The following is a 16305-nucleotide window of genomic DNA, read 5'->3' as shown; positions in this document are numbered from 1 at the left end:
GCAACCGGCGCAATCGTGCCGCCATGACACTAGACAGCACATGGGTGCGGGGCCGCTTCCCCGCCTTCGCCGAGCCGTCCCTCGCGGGGCAGGCGTTTTTCGAGAATGCAGGCGGCAGTTATGCCTGCGCCCCGGTGATCGACCGGCTGACCCGGTTCTACCGCAGCCGCAAGGTCCAGCCCTACGCCCCCTACGAGGCGAGCCGGCTGGGGGGCGCGGAAATGGACGAGGCCCGCACCCGGCTCGCGGCGATGCTCGGGGTGGAAACGGACGAGCTGTCCTTCGGCCCTTCGACAACGCAGAACACCTATGTTCTGGCCCGCGCCTTCGCGCAGGCGATGCAGCCCGGCGAGGCGATCGTGGTGACCAACCAGGATCACGAGGCCAATTCCGGGACGTGGCGGCGGCTGGCGGAGGAGGGCATCGAGATCCGCGAATGGCGGATCGACCCCGAGACCGGCCATCTTGATCCCGAGGCGCTTGAAGACCTGCTCGACGAGAAGGTGCGGCTCGTGGTTTTCCCCCATGTCTCAAACGTGGTCGGCGAGATCAACGACGTGGCGGCGATTTCGGCGCTGGCCCATGCGGCGGGCGCCTTCGTCTGCGTCGACGGGGTGAGCTACGCGCCGCACGGGTTGCCGGACGTGGACGCGCTTGGCCCCGATATCTACCTGTTCTCGGCCTACAAGACCTATGGCCCGCACCAGGGGTTGATGGTGATCCGCCGCGCGCTTGGCGAATGGTTGCCGAACCAGGCGCATTATTTCAACGCAGACGTGCTCTACAAACGCTTCACCCCGGCGGGGCCGGATCACGCGCAGGTGGCGGCAAGCGCCGGGATGGCCGACTACATCGAGGCGCTTTCGGCCCATCACGGCGGCCCGGCCCACGGCGCCGCTGCGGCCCGCCATGCCCATGACCTGATGCGCGGCCACGAAACCGCGCTGCTCCAGCCCCTGCTCGATTACCTTTCCGCCCGCAACGATGTGCGCCTGCTCGGGCCCACCCGGGCGGAGAGGCGCGCGCCCACCGTGGCGCTGGAACTGTCTGCGCCCGGCGCGGGGGTCGCGGCGGCGCTGGCGCTCGAAGGGATCATGGCGGGGGGCGGCGATTTCTACGCCGTGCGCCCGCTGGAGGCTATGGGGGTGGACCCGGACAAGGGCGTGCTGCGGCTTTCCTTCGTGCATTACACCACCGAAGCGGAAGTGGACAAGCTCATCGCCGCGCTCGACAAGGCGTTGTGATCCGGGGGCAAATCGGCGCCGTAACCGGGGCATGACCGACGCAAGCCCTATCCTGCTGTGGTTCCGCCGCGATCTGCGGCTGGCCGATCATCCCGCGCTTGACGCTGCCGCCCGCAGCGGCAGGCCGGTGATCGGCGTCTTCATCCGCGACGAAAGCGTCGACAGCCTCGGCGCGGCGGCGAAGTTCCGCCTCGGGCTGTCGGTCGCCGCCCTTGGCAAGACGCTGGCCGACCACGGCAGCCGGTTGGTGCTGCGCAGCGGCCCGGCGGCGGCGGTGCTCGATGCGCTGATCGACGAGACCGGCGCGGGCGCGGTGCACTGGTCGCGGCTCTACGATCCCGCGTCCATAGCGCGTGACAGCGCAGTGAAGGCGGCGCTTGCAGCGCGCGGCGTGGCGGCGCAGAGCTTCCCTGGCCATGTCCTTTTTGAGCCATGGACGGTGGCGACGGGGCAGGGCGGGCCTTACCGGGTCTATTCGCCGTTCTGGCGCGCGCTGCGCGGACGCGATCCGGGCGCGCCGCTCGCCCGCCCCGGGCTTATGCCCGCGCCGGACGCATGGCCCGGGAGCGAGCGTCTGGCCGACTGGCGGTTGGGGGATGCGATGAACCGGGGGGCAGAAGTGGTCGCCGCCCATGCCCGCCCGGGCGAAGCGGCTGCCGCCGACCGGCTGGCGGAGTTCATCGACGCCAAGGTGGACGCCTACAAGGCCAGCCGCGATTTCCCCGGTGTGGATGCCACCTCCAACCTGTCGGAAAACCTCGCTTACGGCGAGATCAGCGCCCGGCAGGTCTGGGCCGTGGGCCAGCGCGCGATGGACGAGGGCAGGGCGGGGGCGGAGCACTTTCTGAAAGAGCTCGTCTGGCGCGAGTTCGCCTATCACCTGATGTATCACACCCCCGAGATCCTCACCCGCAACTGGCGCGCCGAGTGGGATGGCTTCCCCTGGAATACCGACGAGACCGCGCCCGAGGTGCTGGCGTGGAAACAGGGGCGCACCGGCGAGCCCTTCGTGGATGCCGCGATGCGCGAGATGCATGTCACCGGGCGGATGCACAACCGCGCCCGGATGATCGCCGCGAGCTACCTCACCAAGCACCTGATGACGCATTGGAAAATCGGGCTCGACTGGTTCGCCGACCACCTCACCGACTGGGACCCGGCGGCCAACGCCATGGGCTGGCAATGGGTGGCGGGGTCGGGGCCGGATGCCGCGCCCTATTTCCGGATCTTCAACCCGGCGACGCAGCTGGCAAAATTCGATCCGAACGGCGACTATCGGCGGGCCTGGATCGCGGAAGGTCAGGCCGGCCCGCCCGCCACCGCGCGCGCCTTTTTCGAGGCGGTGCCGCGCGCTTGGGGGCTGTCGCCCGACATGTCCTATCCCGCCCCGGTTGTCGATCTTGCCGAGGGCCGGGCGCGGGCGCTCGCGGCCTACGGCGCGCGGACGAAATAGACCAAGGCCCTTGCGCCGACCGCGCGGCGGGCTGACAATGCGCCGATGGCCCCGCAGGCGGGCCACAGGACGAGGGAGCGCATCCATGCCCACGATGGCACGTCTCGTTGCCGCCCTGATGCTGGCGGCACTCGGCTGGTTCACCGCCGATCTGGTCAAACCCTACCTGCCCGAGTCGCGGCCGCTCGGACTGTTCGCACCGGTCTCGGCGGTGGTCGGGCTCGGTGTCGGCTGGATCTTCACCGGCCGCCGCTTGCATGGCGGCGCGGGCTCGGCACCGGGCATCGGGCTTTCGAGCGTGGCGCTTCAGGTGTTCTGGGTGGTGTTCATCTTCGCCGGATACGACATGCTGCAACGCGCCCTGCGCAAGACCTACGACGGACCGATGGAGGCGCTGGTCGATGCCTTCAGCCTGATGTCCGAGCACGCCATGCTGGCGGCGCAGGTGGAGGTGATCGCGGTGCTCGTGCTGGGCGGGCTGGTCACCGGCACGGTGGTGCAATGGGTCGCTGCGCGGTGGCGATGAGCAAACCGCTGTTTCTCTACGGCACGCTCTGCCACGCGCCGCTGCGCGAGGCGGTGCTGGGGCTTGGCCACTTCGTGCGCGAGGCGACGCTGCCGGGCTACCGGGTGCATCGGGTCGAGGGCGGCGATTACCCGGTGCTGCAGCCCGGCGCGGGCCGTGCGGTGGGGCTTCTCGTCGAAGGGCTCGATGCCGAGGCCCGGGCGCGGGCGGATCTGTTCGAGGCGGGCTTCGGCTATGCCTTGCGCGACGTGACTGTGGAGGTCGAAGACCGCGGCACGTTCGCGGCGCTGAGCTATATGCCCGAAGGCAAGGTGGCACCGGGCGCGGACTGGAACCTTGCCGCCTGGGCTGAACAATGGGGCGATATCTGGGTGGTGGCGGCGCAGGACGCGCTGGCGGGGGTGCCCGAGGCGTCCAAGCTGGCGCGGCGCTGGCCGATGTTGAAGCAGCGCGCGGCCAGCGCCTTGCGGGCGTCCGACGCACCCGGCCATGAGCAGCGCACCGATTTCACCACGGCGCGCGATGTCGAGGTGATCCGCAAACGCCACCCTTATGCCGAGTACTTCGCACTTGAAGACCACGATCTGCGGTTCCGCCGCTTCGACGGCACGATGAGCGCGCCGGTGCGTCGGGCGGGCTTCATCGGCGGCGACGCAGTGAGCGTGCTGCCCTACGACCCCGCGCTCGACGCGGTTCTGGTGGTCGAGCAGTTCCGCGCCGGTCCGTTCCTGCGCGGCGACCCGCGACCCTGGACGCTGGAGCCGATCGCAGGGAGGATCGACCCGGGCGAGAGCGTGGAGCAAGCGCTGAGGCGGGAGGCCGTTGAGGAGGCCGGGCTGGATCTCGGACGCCTGCATCACGTCGCCGATTACTACCCGACCCCCGGCGCGGTCAGCGAGTTCCTGTTCTCCTACGTCGCCGAAGCGCAGCTTTCGGGCCGCGGCGGCGAGATTGGCGGCGTCGATCACGAAGACGAGGACATCCGCGCCCACGTTCTCCCCTTCGACCGGCTGATGACGCTGATCGCCAGCGGCGAAGCCGGCACCGGCCCGCTGGTGCTCACCGCGTTCTGGCTGGCGGCGAACCGGGAGCGGTTGCGGTAGGGGGAGTGGGGGGGCAAAATTGTGATTTGTGGTCGCCCAAAAGGAAGTATGCAGCCCCAAGTGAGACAATTGACGGGTTTCGCTATACCTCCGTACGGCTATCCGGAAACGTCTGTTCGCTATTGGCGGTAGCAATTCACAGTAGCAATTGTCAGTTAGATGAAGAGGCTCTCGAGCGCCGAAACAACAAACGCCTGTTGTTGCCGAGTGAGCGACCGAACTTCTTTGGCGAACGCCGCCAGTTCGCCCGCAAGATGCCCATCTATCGCACCGACTTTGGTCGCGCCGAAGGCGGGCAGCTTCTCTTCCTTTACCCTCACGAGCAGTGAGAATGAGACGACGGACTTGCCAGTGGGCGACTTTGGCAAGCCCGGAAATTGGCCATCATCCAAGACGCAATCACCTCTGAATCCGGAGCCGGAGTTCAGAAAAAGAAATGCAAAGATGGCCTCGTTCTCGGTGCGACCGAGGCAAAGGTGAAATTTTTCCTTTCCCGCGATGGTCGAGTGGAAGCGAACGACATCACCAACTTCAAACATACGACGAGTATTCGGCCAACGTGGCGGCTTGCTCAAAATTCGGCTCGTCGAAAAGCAGTCCGAGCTTCATGGCGTAGGCGGCGCGATCACCATCGCCACGCCAAGCATCTACATAGGCAGGGTCTTCGTGAGTCAGCCGCCGAATCTGTCCAAATCCCAACGACAAAACCACACCAAGCGAATTCGCCAATACCTCTATGTCGCTTTCCGAAAGAAAGTCTTGAGGATCCAATGCTTCATCGACAGGAAAGAAATGCTTCGTAGAATTGATGTGGGGGACAGATTTCCAAGGTAAGCCATGCAGATGATGGTCGCGCATAGCCTTCTCATTTCCTTTGAGCAGGTCATAGGTGAGAGAAGGGACCGGCCCGTGAAGCATCGCGCAGTAGTTGTCGTAGGTTACAGGTCTTCCCCATTCGTTTAGATGGGCGCGGTCCGCGAGAAACAGAGTCTTGACAAGATCATACTGCGACACCTTTCGTCCCCGCCGCTGAGCTTCGCCCATGACAAAGTACAGCGCGGCCAAGATGCGATCAACGTTCGGCCTCATCTTGTCTTGCTCTTGGTTAGCGTTGCACATCACTTGAACCTCTTTGGCACCAGCATATACGCTAATCTATCAGATTTCCAAGATATGCGAGAAAAATGTGAATAAGTCGTGGATGCAACGCGACGACACGGAATTCAGCAGAAGCGATGCAGCCCTGCCGCGCTCTGCCCCAGATGTCGAACGAGCGGGTCGTCAAAGCGGCTGCCCCCCTTCACGCGCGCGTTGCTTGAGTTCGCCACCAGCCGGGCCTACACAGGAGAAAACCGGCGGAAAGGCATCTCGATGACGATGGCAAGCGATCTCACCCAGTTGATCGGCAACACGCCACTGGTGCGGCTCAGGGCCGCCTCGGAGGCGACGGGCTGCGAGATCTGGGGCAAGGCGGAGTTCATGAACCCCGGCCAGTCGGTGAAGGATCGCGCGGCGCTCTGGATCATCCGCGACGCGATCGCGCGTGGCGTGCTGGAGCCGGGCGGCACCATCGTCGAGGGCACCGCCGGCAACACCGGTATCGGGCTGGCGCTGGTCGGGGCGTCGATGGGGTTCCGCACCGTGATCGTGATCCCCGACACCCAGAGCCAGGAGAAGAAAGACATGATCCGGCTCGCGGGGGCGCAACTCGTCGAGGTGCCGGCGCGGCCCTACCGCAACCCCAACAACTTCGTGCGCTATTCCGAACGGCTGGCCACCGAACTGGCCAAGACCGAGCCGCATGGCGCGATCTGGGCCAACCAGTTCGACAACGTCGCCAACCGGCAGGCCCATGTCGAGACCACCGGGCCGGAAATCTGGGAGCAGACCGGCGGCAAGGTGGACGGGTTCATCTGCGCGGTGGGCTCGGGCGGCACGCTGGCGGGCGTGGCGATGGCGCTGCAGCCGAGGGGCGTGAAGATCGGCATCGCCGATCCGATGGGCGCGGGGCTCTACAGCTACTACACCACCGGCGAGATCGCGATGGAAGGCGGCTCGATCGCCGAAGGCATCGGCCAGGTGCGGATCACCAAAAACCTCGAAGGCTTCACCCCCGACATGGCCTACCAGGTGCCCGACGAGGAGGCGCTGCCCTATATCTTCGATCTGGTCGAAGCCGAGGGCCTCGTGCTCGGCGGCTCCTCCGGCATCAACATCGCAGGCGCGGTGCGGATGGCGCGCCAGATGGGGCCGGGGCATACCATCGTCACCGTGCTCTGCGACTACGGCACGCGCTACCAGTCGAAACTGTTCAACCCCGATTTCCTGCGCGAGAAGGAGCTGCCCTTGCCGGGCTGGCTGGTGCGAGCGCCCGGCGAGATCCCGCAGGTGTTCGAAGACGCGGAATGAACTTGCTGGCGCGCCTTCTCCCGTTGTTGCTCGCGGCGGCGCTGATCGTTGCCGCACCCGGGCACGCGCGTGCCCAGACCGAGCCCGCGCCCCCGGCGGCGGCACCCGCGCCGAACGCCGAGGCCGAGGCCCGGCCCGACTACGGGGCCTGGGAACTGGTCGCCAGTCGCGCCGAAAGCGCGCTGGAGGCCGGACGGGCCTCGAACCAGGCGCTGGAAACGCTGCGCGGCGAGATTGTCGGATGGCGCGACCGTTTCACCGCCGCGCGAAATGAAAACCAGGTTCGCATCGACACCCTGAAAATCCAGATCGCCACGCTTGGGCCACCTCCGGGCGAGGGCGGCAACGAGCCGGCCGTGATCACCTCCCGGCGGGCCGAGCTGCAGGCGCAACTCGAGGAATTGCAGGCGCCGGTGAAAGCGGCGGAACTGGCTCACGCCCGGGCCGGGGCGCTGATCGCGGCGATCGACCGGACCTTGCGGGGGCGCCAGACCGATGCGCTTCTGGCCCTCGGACCGACGCCGCTCAACCCCACGCTCTGGCCCAAGGCGGTCGAAGACCTGTCGCTCACCTTGAGGCTCGCCTGGCGCGGTGTGCTCTCGACCTTCAGCACCGAGACCCAGCGCGCGGCGCTGCGCCAGAACCTGCCGCTGGCGCTGCTGATGCTCGTGGTCGCGGTGGTGCTGCTCGCGCGCGGACGGCTCTGGGTGATGCGGATGCGCGCGCGGGTCGGGGCGGGCGCGCAGGGCGCGGCGCATGGGGTATGGGATTTCCTGCTGTCGCTGGGGCAGGTGGCGGTGCCGCTCATCGGCGTCTACGTGCTGGTCGAGGCGCTGCGACAGGCCGGGGTGCTCGGTCTGCGGGCGCAGGTGATCGTCGAGCAACTGCCGGTGCTGGGGATGGCCTTCTTCATTGCCCGCTGGCTCGGCAACCGGATGTTCGGGGTTGCCGGCGATCGCGACGGCGCGGTGCTGAACCTGACCGCCAGCACCCGGTCGGAAGGCCGGTTCGAGGCGGCGGCGCTGGGGTTGATGTTCGGGATCGAGCTGTTGCTCAGGCAGGTGGCGGATTACGAATCCTATTCCGATGCGACGCGCGCGGTGATCACCTTTCCGGTGGTCGTTTTCGCGGGTTTCCTGTTGTTCCGGCTCGGTCAGCTTTTTCGCAACCATACCCGGGCCGAGGCTGTCGACGCCGACGGGGGCGCGGGCTTCATGGCGCGGATACTCGGGCTTGCCGGGCTCGCGCTGATCCTGCTCGGGGTTGTCGCGCCATTGGCGGCCGCGGTGGGATATGCCCGGCTCGCCGACAGCTTCGTGTTTCCAACAGTGCTCAGCGCGGGGCTGGTTGGCGGGCTTCTGGTGCTGCACCAGTTCTTCATCAACCTGCACGGCATGATCTTCAAGGTTGACGCCGATCACGCGGAAGAGGCGTTGTTGCCGGTTCTGGCTTCGCTGGTTGTCACGGTGCTGGTGGTCCCGGTGTTCGCACTGATCTGGGGCGCGCGCCTCACCGATCTGACCGAGATCTGGCGCCGCATCGGCGAGGGGGTGACGCTTGGCGAAACCGTGATCTCGCCCGGCGACATCGTCACGTTCGCGCTGGTGTTCGGGATCGGTTTCGCGGCCACCCGGCTGGTGCAGGGCACGCTCAAGACCACGGTTTTGCCGAAGACGAAGATCGACGTCGGCGGCCAGACCGCGATCGTTTCCGGGCTGGGCTATGTCGGGATCTTCCTCGCCGCGATCGTTGCCATCACCGCGGCAGGGATCAACCTGTCGTCGCTCGCGATCGTTGCCGGTGCGCTTTCGGTGGGCATCGGCTTCGGCCTTCAGAACATCGTGTCGAACTTCGTCTCGGGCATCATCCTGCTGATCGAACGTCCGATCAGCGAGGGCGACTGGATCGACGTGGGCGGCCAGATGGGCTACGTGCGCGACATCTCGGTGCGCTCCACCCGGATCGAGACCTTTGACCGCACCGACGTGATCCTGCCCAATTCAGACCTGATTTCGGGGGTGGTGACGAACTACACCCGGGGCAACCTGACCGGCCGGGTGATCGTGCCCGTCGGCGTGGCCTACGGCTCGGATACGCGCAAGGTCGAGGCGATCCTGCACCGCGTGGCGGAGAACCATCCGCTCGTCGCGATCACCCCACCGCCTTCGGTGTTCTTCATGGGCTTCGGGGCCGACAGCCTCGATTTCGAGATCCGCGCGATCCTGCGTGACGTGAACTTCGTCCTGTCCGTCCGCAGCGACATGAACCACGAGATCGCGCGCCGGTTTGCCGAGGAAGGTATCGAGATCCCGTTCCCGCAGCGCGATATCTGGTTGCGCAACCCCGAGACGCTCGCCGGCGGATCGGTGCCTGCGCCGGAGAACCCGATGAAGGCCAGCCCACGGCGCGGCAAGGTGGAGACGGATCCCGAGCGCGCCGCGGCCCACCTTGACGAGTCCGAGCTTTCCGAGGCGATTGGCGGCAAGGATGATGGCGACGACTGAGGCCGCGGCTTTCGCGCTGACCGGGCCATTGGTGACTGATCGCGGTGCCGCAACCCTGATGTTGCCATGATCGACGGGAGCCAGTAATCCACCGACTCCCGCAATCTTGTCGTCTCTCGCAAGCCGTTCTGGTGCGTCGGGCCGCGCCTTCCCAAGGCGCACCGTAATCCTATCGGTGCGCTGCAGGTGCAGGGGGCTCGATGGGATTTCGTCCCAAGCCCGGGTCAGGTTCTGGTGTTCTGATCATCCGATTTCCTGCTCGCCATCCTCAATGATGACGTCACGGGGCGGGCCCTGATCGTCGCCTTCACCACCGCTTTCTTCTTCCTGTTCCTCTTCTTCCTTTTCCTCTTCTTCCTCTTCACCGTTGTCCTGCTCAGCGGGGGTGCCGCCGGTTCCGCCCGCCTCGACGCGGGGCCAGGTGCCGCAGCTGTCGTAAACCTCCGGCAGCAGCTCGGTCATCATTTGCGCCACGTCCGGGCAGGTGGCCGCGAGATCGTCGACGAGGTCATCGAAAAAAAGCTGGCGGTGGCCGAGTTCGCACAGCATCTCGCCGGGCAGGGTCTCGTCGCTGGCGGCGGCAGATTGCCAGTCGATGTCGCAAAGGTTTTGCGGGCAGTTTTTTGCCATCTCCGTCGTGGTATGCACCAGAAAATTCCGGTCTTTCAACTCGCGGAGCAATGGCGCGGTGGCCGGTGACGCCCAGTCCCAAGTGCAAATGTCGTCGGGCATGGTGAAGATGGTTTGCGCCGACAGGGCCCCGCTGGAGGCAATGAACGCCGCTGCTGCAGCGGCGGAAATCGTCAATCCTTTCGATCTGGTCTTGTCTCTGGAAATCTGTGTCATCCGTCGATCCTCCCTTGATCTGTTTGCCGGGAGCTTTCGCAGCCCTCCGTCGGTACGAATCTGGATAGTTGACCATCGACCGCCGAGGCAATGCATCCGGTCACCGCTGTCAGATGCAAGCGGATTCTTACTCAAGCCCAAAAGTTTGCCCTCGCCGCGCCGGCGGCTTTCCCGGCCCCGTGAAGGGTAAATTACGCGGCTCCCCCCGTCCGGTCGCCGCCCCGCCGGGCTCGGCCCCCGGCCGCCATGTCGCATGCGAGCGGCGGGCGGTGGGTGGTAGAATGAGCCTTGCGATGCCCCGCGAAAACCGGCGGCAATATCGCCGGACGATCCGGGCGGACATCGCATGTCGTGCGGAACGGAGGTGACCCATGACACACGAAACCCCGAAGGCAGGCGTCCTGGCGCTGCTCTGCGCATCGGCGGCGTCGGCACAGGATCAACAGCCGACGCAAGACCCTTGCGAATTGTTCAAGATCCACACCCAGCTCGAAAGCCTGATGGCGAGTGGATACGGGCGGGTTTGCGAGGTCCTTGGGCCGGTGCGGCTCACCAGTGAGTGCATGAATTACTACATTCTCGCCACGGGCGATTTTGACATGCCCGAAAACCCGGACCTCGCGGCCCGATGCAAGCCGGGTGCTGCGGGTGGCACGACGCTGGTGCAGGGCGATGGCACCGGCGCGGCACCCGAGCTTCCGCCCGAATGCGGTGTTGACGGGCTTGAGTGCCGGCCCGAGCCGCCCGATCCGGTGCCGGTCGGTCCCTGCGGGGGCGAGGGTGAGCCGGACTGCATGCCCGATGCGGGCATCGGAGCGATCGACGAGCCCGCACCGGTCGATACGGGGGATGCGATGGCATGCAGAGACCGCGAATGCCGCGAACCCGATCAGGTCCCGGTGCCGGTCGATGCGGACGCGGCCCCCGCGGCAAGCGATCCGCAAGACCGCGCGCTCGACCTCGCGTTCTGGCAATCCATCGCGGACAGCGCGGATGCAACGCTCTTCGAGGCCTATCTGCGGCAATTCCCCAACGGCACATTCCGTCTCATCGCCGAGGCGCGTCTGCGCGAGGTCGACAAGGCCGGCGGTACCGCGCCGGCGCCCGACCCGGTCGCCGCGGCCCCGGAGCCAGATGCGCTCTACCGCGCCGCGATGGACCGGCTCAACCAGGTGTTCGTGCGTCCGCCGGGCGAATGGAACGCCGCCGCGCGCGAGCCGATCGCACTGCTCGAACAGGCGGCGGCGCTTGGGCAGACCGACGCGATGATCGAGCTTGGCAGCCTTGCCGAACAGGGTATCGGCATGGCGACCGACAACGGCCTCGCGGTACGCCGCTACCTGCAGGCCGCCGAGGCCGGAGCGGTGCGGGGCTATTTCCGTGCGCTCATGGTGTTGGACCAGATCGGCGACAACACCGGCTTCGTGTCGGTCTTCGAGCAGGCCTACCGCGCCGCGCCGCTGGAGGCGATCGAGGTTCTTGCCCGCGATGTATCGCGCCAGGCCTCGGTCTGGCTTCAGCAGATGCTGCGGGCCGCGCGCTACTACGACGGCCCGCTCGACGGGGCCTTCGGCGCGGCATCGAAAGCCGCGCTTGATGCCTATCTGTCCGGCGGCCCGGCTCCCGTCGCGGTGCCCGACGACACGGAGCTCGCGCGCATGCTGCAGGCCGAACTTGCCCGCGTCGGATGCTATGGCGGCGCCATCGACGGGCTATGGGGTGCGGGCTCGGCGCAGGCGCTGTTCGCCTTCAATCACTGGATGGCGGGAACCGCGCCGACCGACAGGCCGACAGCGGCCGCATTGGAAGACGTGCGCGCAGCCGTGGGGCTGGTCTGCGGCGTCGATTGATTTTTGCGGTGCCCCCCTTGCCAGCCGGGTTGTCGCGAGGATAGATAGCGCGCAACGGAGAGGTGGCCGAGTGGTCGAAGGCGCACGCCTGGAACGCGTGTAGGCGGGAAACCGTCTCCAGGGTTCGAATCCCTGTCTCTCCGCCATCCCCTTTTGCGCCGACGAACAAGGGGCTCGCTGCGGCGCGGGAGGCCTTTGGTTTCCGCAGACTTTGCCTCACCGATGCGGTCCGCCGAGGCGGCGTTGCGGGGCCGTTGCGTCACCCGGGCGCGTTGGAGGCCGAGCGGGGCCACAGGCTCAGCGCCACTTGCCCGACGAGCAGGGGCGCGATACTTCCCGCCAGAACCAGCATCCACCCGGAAGGATCCAGCGGCACCACGTCGAGCACCGTGCTCAGGCCGGGCAGCCATGCGGCGGCGGCCGTGAGCGCAAGGCAGATGGCGATCGCGGACCAGACCCAACGGTTGCGCACGACCTCGTTGGCGAGCAGCCCGGTTCCGGGGTCGCGCATGTTGAAGACGTGCCAGAGCCGCGCCAGCGCGAAGGTGAGGAAGCCGATCGTCACCGCCGAATCCTGTCCCATCTCCCACGCCAGCGCGACGAAGAACACGGTGAGGGCCGCGGCCGCGATCAGCGCGCCCCAGAGCGCGGTGGCGATCCAGTGCGCCCGGGTCAGCACCGGTTCGCTGGGGTCGCGCGGCGGCCGGTCCATGATCCCTTTCGGGCTTTCGCCGACGCCGAGCGCGAGCGCGGGGAAGACGTCAAGGACGAGATTGATGTAGAGGATCTGCAAGGGCAGAAGCGGCAGCGGCGCGCCGATCACCGCGCAGGCCCCGACGGCCAGAACCTGCCCGAGATTGCCCGAAAGCAGGTAGACGATGAAGCGACGGATGTTCTCGAAGATCGTGCGGCCCTGTTCGATGGCCATCACGATGGTGGGGAAGGCGTCGTCCTTCAGCACGATATCGGCCGCCTCGCGGGCGACATCGGTGCCGCGCTGGCCCATGGCGATGCCCACGTCGGCTTTCTTGAGCGCGGGTGCGTCGTTCACGCCGTCTCCGGTCATCGCGACCACGGCGCCCGCCTCCTGCCAGAGACGGATCAGGTTGAGCTTCTGCTCCGGCGAGACCCGGGCGAAGACGTGGGTGTGGCGCAGGCTTTCGTGTGCGTCCGAGCGCGCGTCCTCGCCCATTTCCGGCAGGTCGCGGCCCACGGTCGTCTGCGGATCGTCGGCGAGCCCGACCTGCCGCGCGATGGCGGCCGCGGTCACCGGTTGGTCGCCGGTCACCATGATCACCCGGATGTCGGCCCTGCGGCAGCGTTCGATGGCGTCGGGCACGTCGGTGCGGGGCGGATCCTCCAGCCCGACGAGACCGAGCAGGGTGAGGTCTTCGTAAGGGTCGGCCTCGGCGCTCCCGGCTTGCCGTTCGGCGAAGGCGAGCACGCGGTACCCTTCGGCGGCCAGGCTCTCGACCCGCGCCGCCCAGTGCTTGCGGGCCGGGTCGGACAGCGCCTCGGCCCCGTCGAGGGTGGCAACCTGCGTGGCGATCTCCAACACGGCCTCCGGGGCGCCCTTCACCGCGATGCGCCAGCCGTCGCCCTGGGTGTGAAACGTCGCCATCATCTTGGTGTCGGCGTCGAAGCTTTCCTCGCGTTCCTCGGGCTGATCATCGAGCAGAGCGTCGCGCCCGAGACCGGCGGCCGCGGCGGCATGGAGCAGGGCGATCTCCGTCGGGTCGCCGGTGCCGGCCGGGTGATCGTTGGGCCCGACGCTTGCACCATCAAGCTCGGCATTGTTGCAGAGTGCGGCCACCTCGAGCAGTCGGCGCGTCAGGGGCGAGGGATCTTCGCGGCCCGCTGCGTCGTCCCAGCGCACCGCGTCGTCCTGGCCGGGAAGGGCCAGCCGCGCGACCCGCATCCGGTTCTGGGTGAGCGTTCCGGTCTTGTCGGCGAAGATCACGCCGGTCGAGCCGAGGGTTTCGACAGCGGCCAGCCGCTCCACCAGCGCGTTGCGCCGCGCCATGCGCCACATGCCGCGCGCGAGCGCCACCGTGGCGACAATGGGCAAGCCTTCAGGGACCGCGGCGACGGCGAGCGCAACGGCGGTTTCCAGCATCGAGACAAGATCCTTGCCGCCGAGCCAGCCGAGGAACGCGACCGCCGCCGCCACGACGATCGTCACCACCACGAGGTTGCGCGCCAACCGGTCGAGCCGCCGTTCCAGCGGGGTTACCTCCTCGCTGGCCTCGGCGGTCATCCGTGCGATCCCGCCGAGTTCGGTGTCCATGCCGGTGGCGACCACCACGCCCGCGCCGCTGCCGCCGGTGATCGCGGTGCCCTTGAAGGCCATCGAGCTGCGCTCTGCCAGCGGGCTATCGGGGGCCACGGCCTGTATCGTCTTGGTGACGGGGACGGATTCGCCGGTCAGGGCGGACTCGTCGCAGGTCAGCCCGTTCGCCTCGATCAGCCGCAAGTCGGCGGTCACGACGTCTCCGGCATCGAGCAGCGCCACGTCGCCCGGCACGAGATCCTCGGCATCGACGGTTGCGCTCCTGCCGTCGCGCATGACCCGCGCCCGCACCGTTCCCAGGCTGCGCAGCGCTTCCATCGAGCGCACGGCCTTCCACTCGGTCACGAACCCGATCGCGGCATTGATCCCGATCGCCGCAAGGATCGCGGCCATCTGCACGATCTCGCCCATCGCGAAGGACAGCACGGCGGCGATGGCTAGAATGGCGATGACGAGGTTGCGAAACTGGTCGGCGAGGATCTGCCACGGGCTCGCCGTCGTGGCATCGCTCAGAAGGTTCTTGCCGTGTTTCTTGCGCCGACGCTGGACTTCTGCCTCGTCCAGACCCTGCTCCGGGTCGACGGACAGCGTCTCGATGACCTGCCTGATATCCCTGCCGTGCGTGTCGGTCATCTGTCCTGCTCCCAGGTGGTCATCTGCGTTGCCGCCGGTTTGCGGCGCTCTTTGGGCAACTGGCAAAAAGCACCGGGACGGGTCCGGCCCGGCGTAAGCGTGGCGGGTGCGCGCATTTCGAAGCCGCTGCGCGATCGCGGTCGCACCCGGCCGGTGTGGATGTCATGTGTCGTCACGCCTCTGCACCAGCAGCTTGTCGATCCGGCGGCCGTCGAGATCCACGACCTCCACCCGCCAAGGCCCGAGATCGACATGATCGCCAAGTTTCGCAAGGGTCTTCAACCTGTCGATGACGAGGCCCGCGACCGTCTCGTAGTCGCGGTCGTCCTCCATCGCGATCCCGATGTGGTCGGCGAACTCGTCAACCGGCATCCAGCCCGCCACGAGCAGGCTGCCGTCGTCGCGCACCGCGATCCTGGTCTCGGCCTCTGAGCCTTCCGGGAACTCGCCGGCAATCCCTTCGAGCACGTCCATCGGTGTCACGATCCCCTTGAAATACCCGTATTCGTCGAAGACGAACACCATGTGCGCGGGTGAGGACCGCAGCGCTTCGAGCACATCGAGCGCCGCCATTCCGTCCCGGATCACGGGGGTCTCGATCACAAATTCCCTCGGATCGGGCGGATGGGCTACGTCGCCGGGATCGAGGAAGTCGCGCGACTTCAGGACCCCTACAATGTCATCGGGGCCGCCATCACGAACCGGGAGCCGGGAATGGCCGGTTTCGCGGAACCGCCGGATGATCGTCTCCGCCGGGTCGGTGATATCGACCAGCTCGACCTCGTGGCGCGGCACCATCAGGCCCCGCGCGGTGCGGTCGGCGATCCGCATCACGCCCGCGATCATCTCGGTCTCGGCCTTCTCCATGACACCGGCGGAATGCGCTTCGGAGATCACCAGCTTGACCTCTTCGTCGGTCATGCCGCGGTCCGCCGCGCCCGACTGGCCCAGGAGCTTCAGCACCAGCTTGCCCGATTTGTCGAGAAGCCAGATCAGCGGGCCGGCACTGATCGAGATCAGGTTCAGGAGCGGGGCGATCCGGGTCGCGACGGCCTCGGGCGCGCGCAGGGCGATCTGTTTCGGGACCAACTCGCCGAGGATCAGCGACAGGTAGGTGATCGCCACGACAACTCCGCCGACGCCAAGCGTGTGCGCGAGCGCGGGACTGATGCCCGCCACGATCAGCGCATCGGCCAGCCGGACCCCCAGCGTCGCGCCCGAGAATGCGCCTGAAAGGACGCCGACAAGCGTGATCCCGATCTGGACGCTGGAGAGATACCTGCCCGGATCTTCGGCCAGTTTCATGGCGATGGCGGCACCCCGGCTGCCGTTATCGACCAGCACCTTGAGCCGTGCGCTCCGCGACGAGACGATGGCGAGTTCCGACATCGCCAAGACCCCGTTTGCGAGGATCAGGACAAGGACGATGAGGATTTCGAGCAGCATG

At 67.2% G+C, this 16305-nt stretch carries 12 protein-coding genes and 1 tRNA gene; 8 read left to right on the top strand and 5 right to left on the bottom strand.

Translation table 11 applies throughout. The annotated features are described in order from the left end of the window. Positions 1-23 precede the first annotated feature (23 nt). The 4 genes from B9Y97_RS17625 (at position 24) to B9Y97_RS17610 (ending at position 4326) form a co-directional block, all read left to right on the top strand. Positions 24-1244 carry an aminotransferase class V-fold PLP-dependent enzyme gene (locus tag B9Y97_RS17625; RefSeq protein WP_085527977.1) on the top strand — a complete coding sequence of 407 codons (1221 nt, stop codon included), beginning with the start codon at positions 24-26 and terminating at the stop codon, positions 1242-1244. A 31-nt stretch (positions 1245-1275) separates the two neighbouring features. Continuing rightward, positions 1276-2697 carry a cryptochrome/photolyase family protein gene (locus tag B9Y97_RS17620; protein WP_085527976.1) on the top strand — a complete coding sequence of 474 codons (1422 nt, stop codon included), beginning with the start codon at positions 1276-1278 and terminating at the stop codon, positions 2695-2697. Between the two features lie 85 nt (positions 2698-2782). Continuing rightward, positions 2783-3223, top strand: coding sequence for a TrgA family protein (locus B9Y97_RS17615; RefSeq protein ID WP_085527975.1), 441 nt, complete (start codon positions 2783-2785; stop codon positions 3221-3223). Continuing rightward, on the top strand, positions 3199-4326 hold the full coding sequence (locus B9Y97_RS17610; protein ID WP_085527974.1) for an NUDIX domain-containing protein: 1128 nt from the start codon (positions 3199-3201) through the stop codon (positions 4324-4326). Before B9Y97_RS17615 ends, B9Y97_RS17610 begins: the two co-directional genes overlap by 25 nt. Positions 4327-4481: 155 nt before the next feature. Here the strand turns inward: B9Y97_RS17610 and B9Y97_RS17605 are convergent, their stop codons facing one another. Both B9Y97_RS17605 and B9Y97_RS17600 read right to left on the bottom strand, forming a co-directional pair. Beyond that, the gene (locus tag B9Y97_RS17605; protein ID WP_085527973.1) at positions 4482-4865 is read right to left on the bottom strand and encodes a hypothetical protein; all 384 of its coding nucleotides are present in this window, start codon (positions 4863-4865) and stop codon (positions 4482-4484) included. After that, on the bottom strand, positions 4858-5445 hold the full coding sequence (locus B9Y97_RS17600) for a Panacea domain-containing protein (RefSeq protein WP_085527972.1): 588 nt from the start codon (positions 5443-5445) through the stop codon (positions 4858-4860). The genes B9Y97_RS17605 and B9Y97_RS17600 overlap by 8 nt, the downstream gene beginning before the upstream one ends. 252 nt (positions 5446-5697) lie before the next feature. Between B9Y97_RS17600 and B9Y97_RS17595 the strand changes: the two genes are divergently transcribed. Together B9Y97_RS17595 and B9Y97_RS17590 are read left to right on the top strand one after the other, a co-directional pair. Then, positions 5698-6735 (top strand): cysteine synthase A, encoded by a 1038-nt coding sequence (locus B9Y97_RS17595; protein ID WP_085528335.1) that lies wholly within the window; start codon positions 5698-5700, stop codon positions 6733-6735. Next, positions 6732-9239, top strand: a complete 2508-nt coding sequence (locus B9Y97_RS17590; RefSeq protein WP_085527971.1) for a DUF3772 domain-containing protein — start codon at positions 6732-6734, stop codon at positions 9237-9239. The genes B9Y97_RS17595 and B9Y97_RS17590 overlap by 4 nt, the downstream gene beginning before the upstream one ends. 243 nt (positions 9240-9482) lie before the next feature. On the opposite strand, the gene B9Y97_RS17585 is transcribed toward B9Y97_RS17590, so the two are convergent. After that, positions 9483-10085: a hypothetical protein gene (locus tag B9Y97_RS17585; protein WP_139828368.1), complete on the bottom strand. Its 603-nt coding sequence runs from the start codon at positions 10083-10085 to the stop codon at positions 9483-9485. A 371-nt stretch (positions 10086-10456) separates the two neighbouring features. Between B9Y97_RS17585 and B9Y97_RS17580 the strand changes: the two genes are divergently transcribed. Further along, positions 10457-11935: an SEL1-like repeat protein gene (locus tag B9Y97_RS17580; RefSeq protein ID WP_085527969.1), complete on the top strand. Its 1479-nt coding sequence runs from the start codon at positions 10457-10459 to the stop codon at positions 11933-11935. A 56-nt stretch (positions 11936-11991) separates the two neighbouring features. Further along, positions 11992-12081 (top strand) — tRNA-Ser (locus B9Y97_RS17575). A 113-nt stretch (positions 12082-12194) separates the two neighbouring features. Here the strand turns inward: B9Y97_RS17575 and B9Y97_RS17570 are convergent. Both B9Y97_RS17570 and B9Y97_RS17565 read right to left on the bottom strand, forming a co-directional pair. Then, positions 12195-14858: a cation-translocating P-type ATPase gene (locus B9Y97_RS17570; RefSeq protein WP_085527968.1), complete on the bottom strand. Its 2664-nt coding sequence runs from the start codon at positions 14856-14858 to the stop codon at positions 12195-12197. 162 nt (positions 14859-15020) lie between these two features. Beyond that, entirely contained in the window at positions 15021-16304 is a 1284-nt protein-coding gene (locus B9Y97_RS17565; protein WP_085527967.1) for a hemolysin family protein, read from the bottom strand. Position 16305: the final 1 nt, after the last annotated feature.

This window comes from Maritimibacter sp. HL-12 (genome assembly GCF_900177545.1).
Classification (GTDB): domain Bacteria; phylum Pseudomonadota; class Alphaproteobacteria; order Rhodobacterales; family Rhodobacteraceae; genus Sinisalibacter.
This window is presented reverse-complemented; position numbering and strand designations above follow the sequence as displayed.

Bases quoted from the DNA above. Each gene is read 5' to 3' on its own strand.
- B9Y97_RS17595 (WP_085528335.1), top strand. From the start codon at position 5,698: ATGACGATGGCAAGCGATCTCACCCAGTTGATCGGCAACACGCCACTG.
- B9Y97_RS17610 (WP_085527974.1), top strand. From the start codon at position 3,199: ATGGGTCGCTGCGCGGTGGCGATGAGCAAACCGCTGTTTCTCTACGGC.
- B9Y97_RS17600 (WP_085527972.1), bottom strand. From the start codon at position 5,445: ATGTGCAACGCTAACCAAGAGCAAGACAAGATGAGGCCGAACGTTGAT.
- B9Y97_RS17620 (WP_085527976.1), top strand. From the start codon at position 1,276: ATGACCGACGCAAGCCCTATCCTGCTGTGGTTCCGCCGCGATCTGCGG.
- B9Y97_RS17585 (WP_139828368.1), bottom strand. From the start codon at position 10,085: ATGACACAGATTTCCAGAGACAAGACCAGATCGAAAGGATTGACGATT.
- B9Y97_RS17565 (WP_085527967.1), bottom strand. From the start codon at position 16,304: ATGCTGCTCGAAATCCTCATCGTCCTTGTCCTGATCCTCGCAAACGGG.
- B9Y97_RS17570 (WP_085527968.1), bottom strand. From the start codon at position 14,858: ATGACCGACACGCACGGCAGGGATATCAGGCAGGTCATCGAGACGCTG.
- B9Y97_RS17590 (WP_085527971.1), top strand. From the start codon at position 6,732: ATGAACTTGCTGGCGCGCCTTCTCCCGTTGTTGCTCGCGGCGGCGCTG.
- B9Y97_RS17605 (WP_085527973.1), bottom strand. From the start codon at position 4,865: ATGTTTGAAGTTGGTGATGTCGTTCGCTTCCACTCGACCATCGCGGGA.
- B9Y97_RS17580 (WP_085527969.1), top strand. From the start codon at position 10,457: ATGACACACGAAACCCCGAAGGCAGGCGTCCTGGCGCTGCTCTGCGCA.
- B9Y97_RS17625 (WP_085527977.1), top strand. From the start codon at position 24: ATGACACTAGACAGCACATGGGTGCGGGGCCGCTTCCCCGCCTTCGCC.
- B9Y97_RS17615 (WP_085527975.1), top strand. From the start codon at position 2,783: ATGCCCACGATGGCACGTCTCGTTGCCGCCCTGATGCTGGCGGCACTC.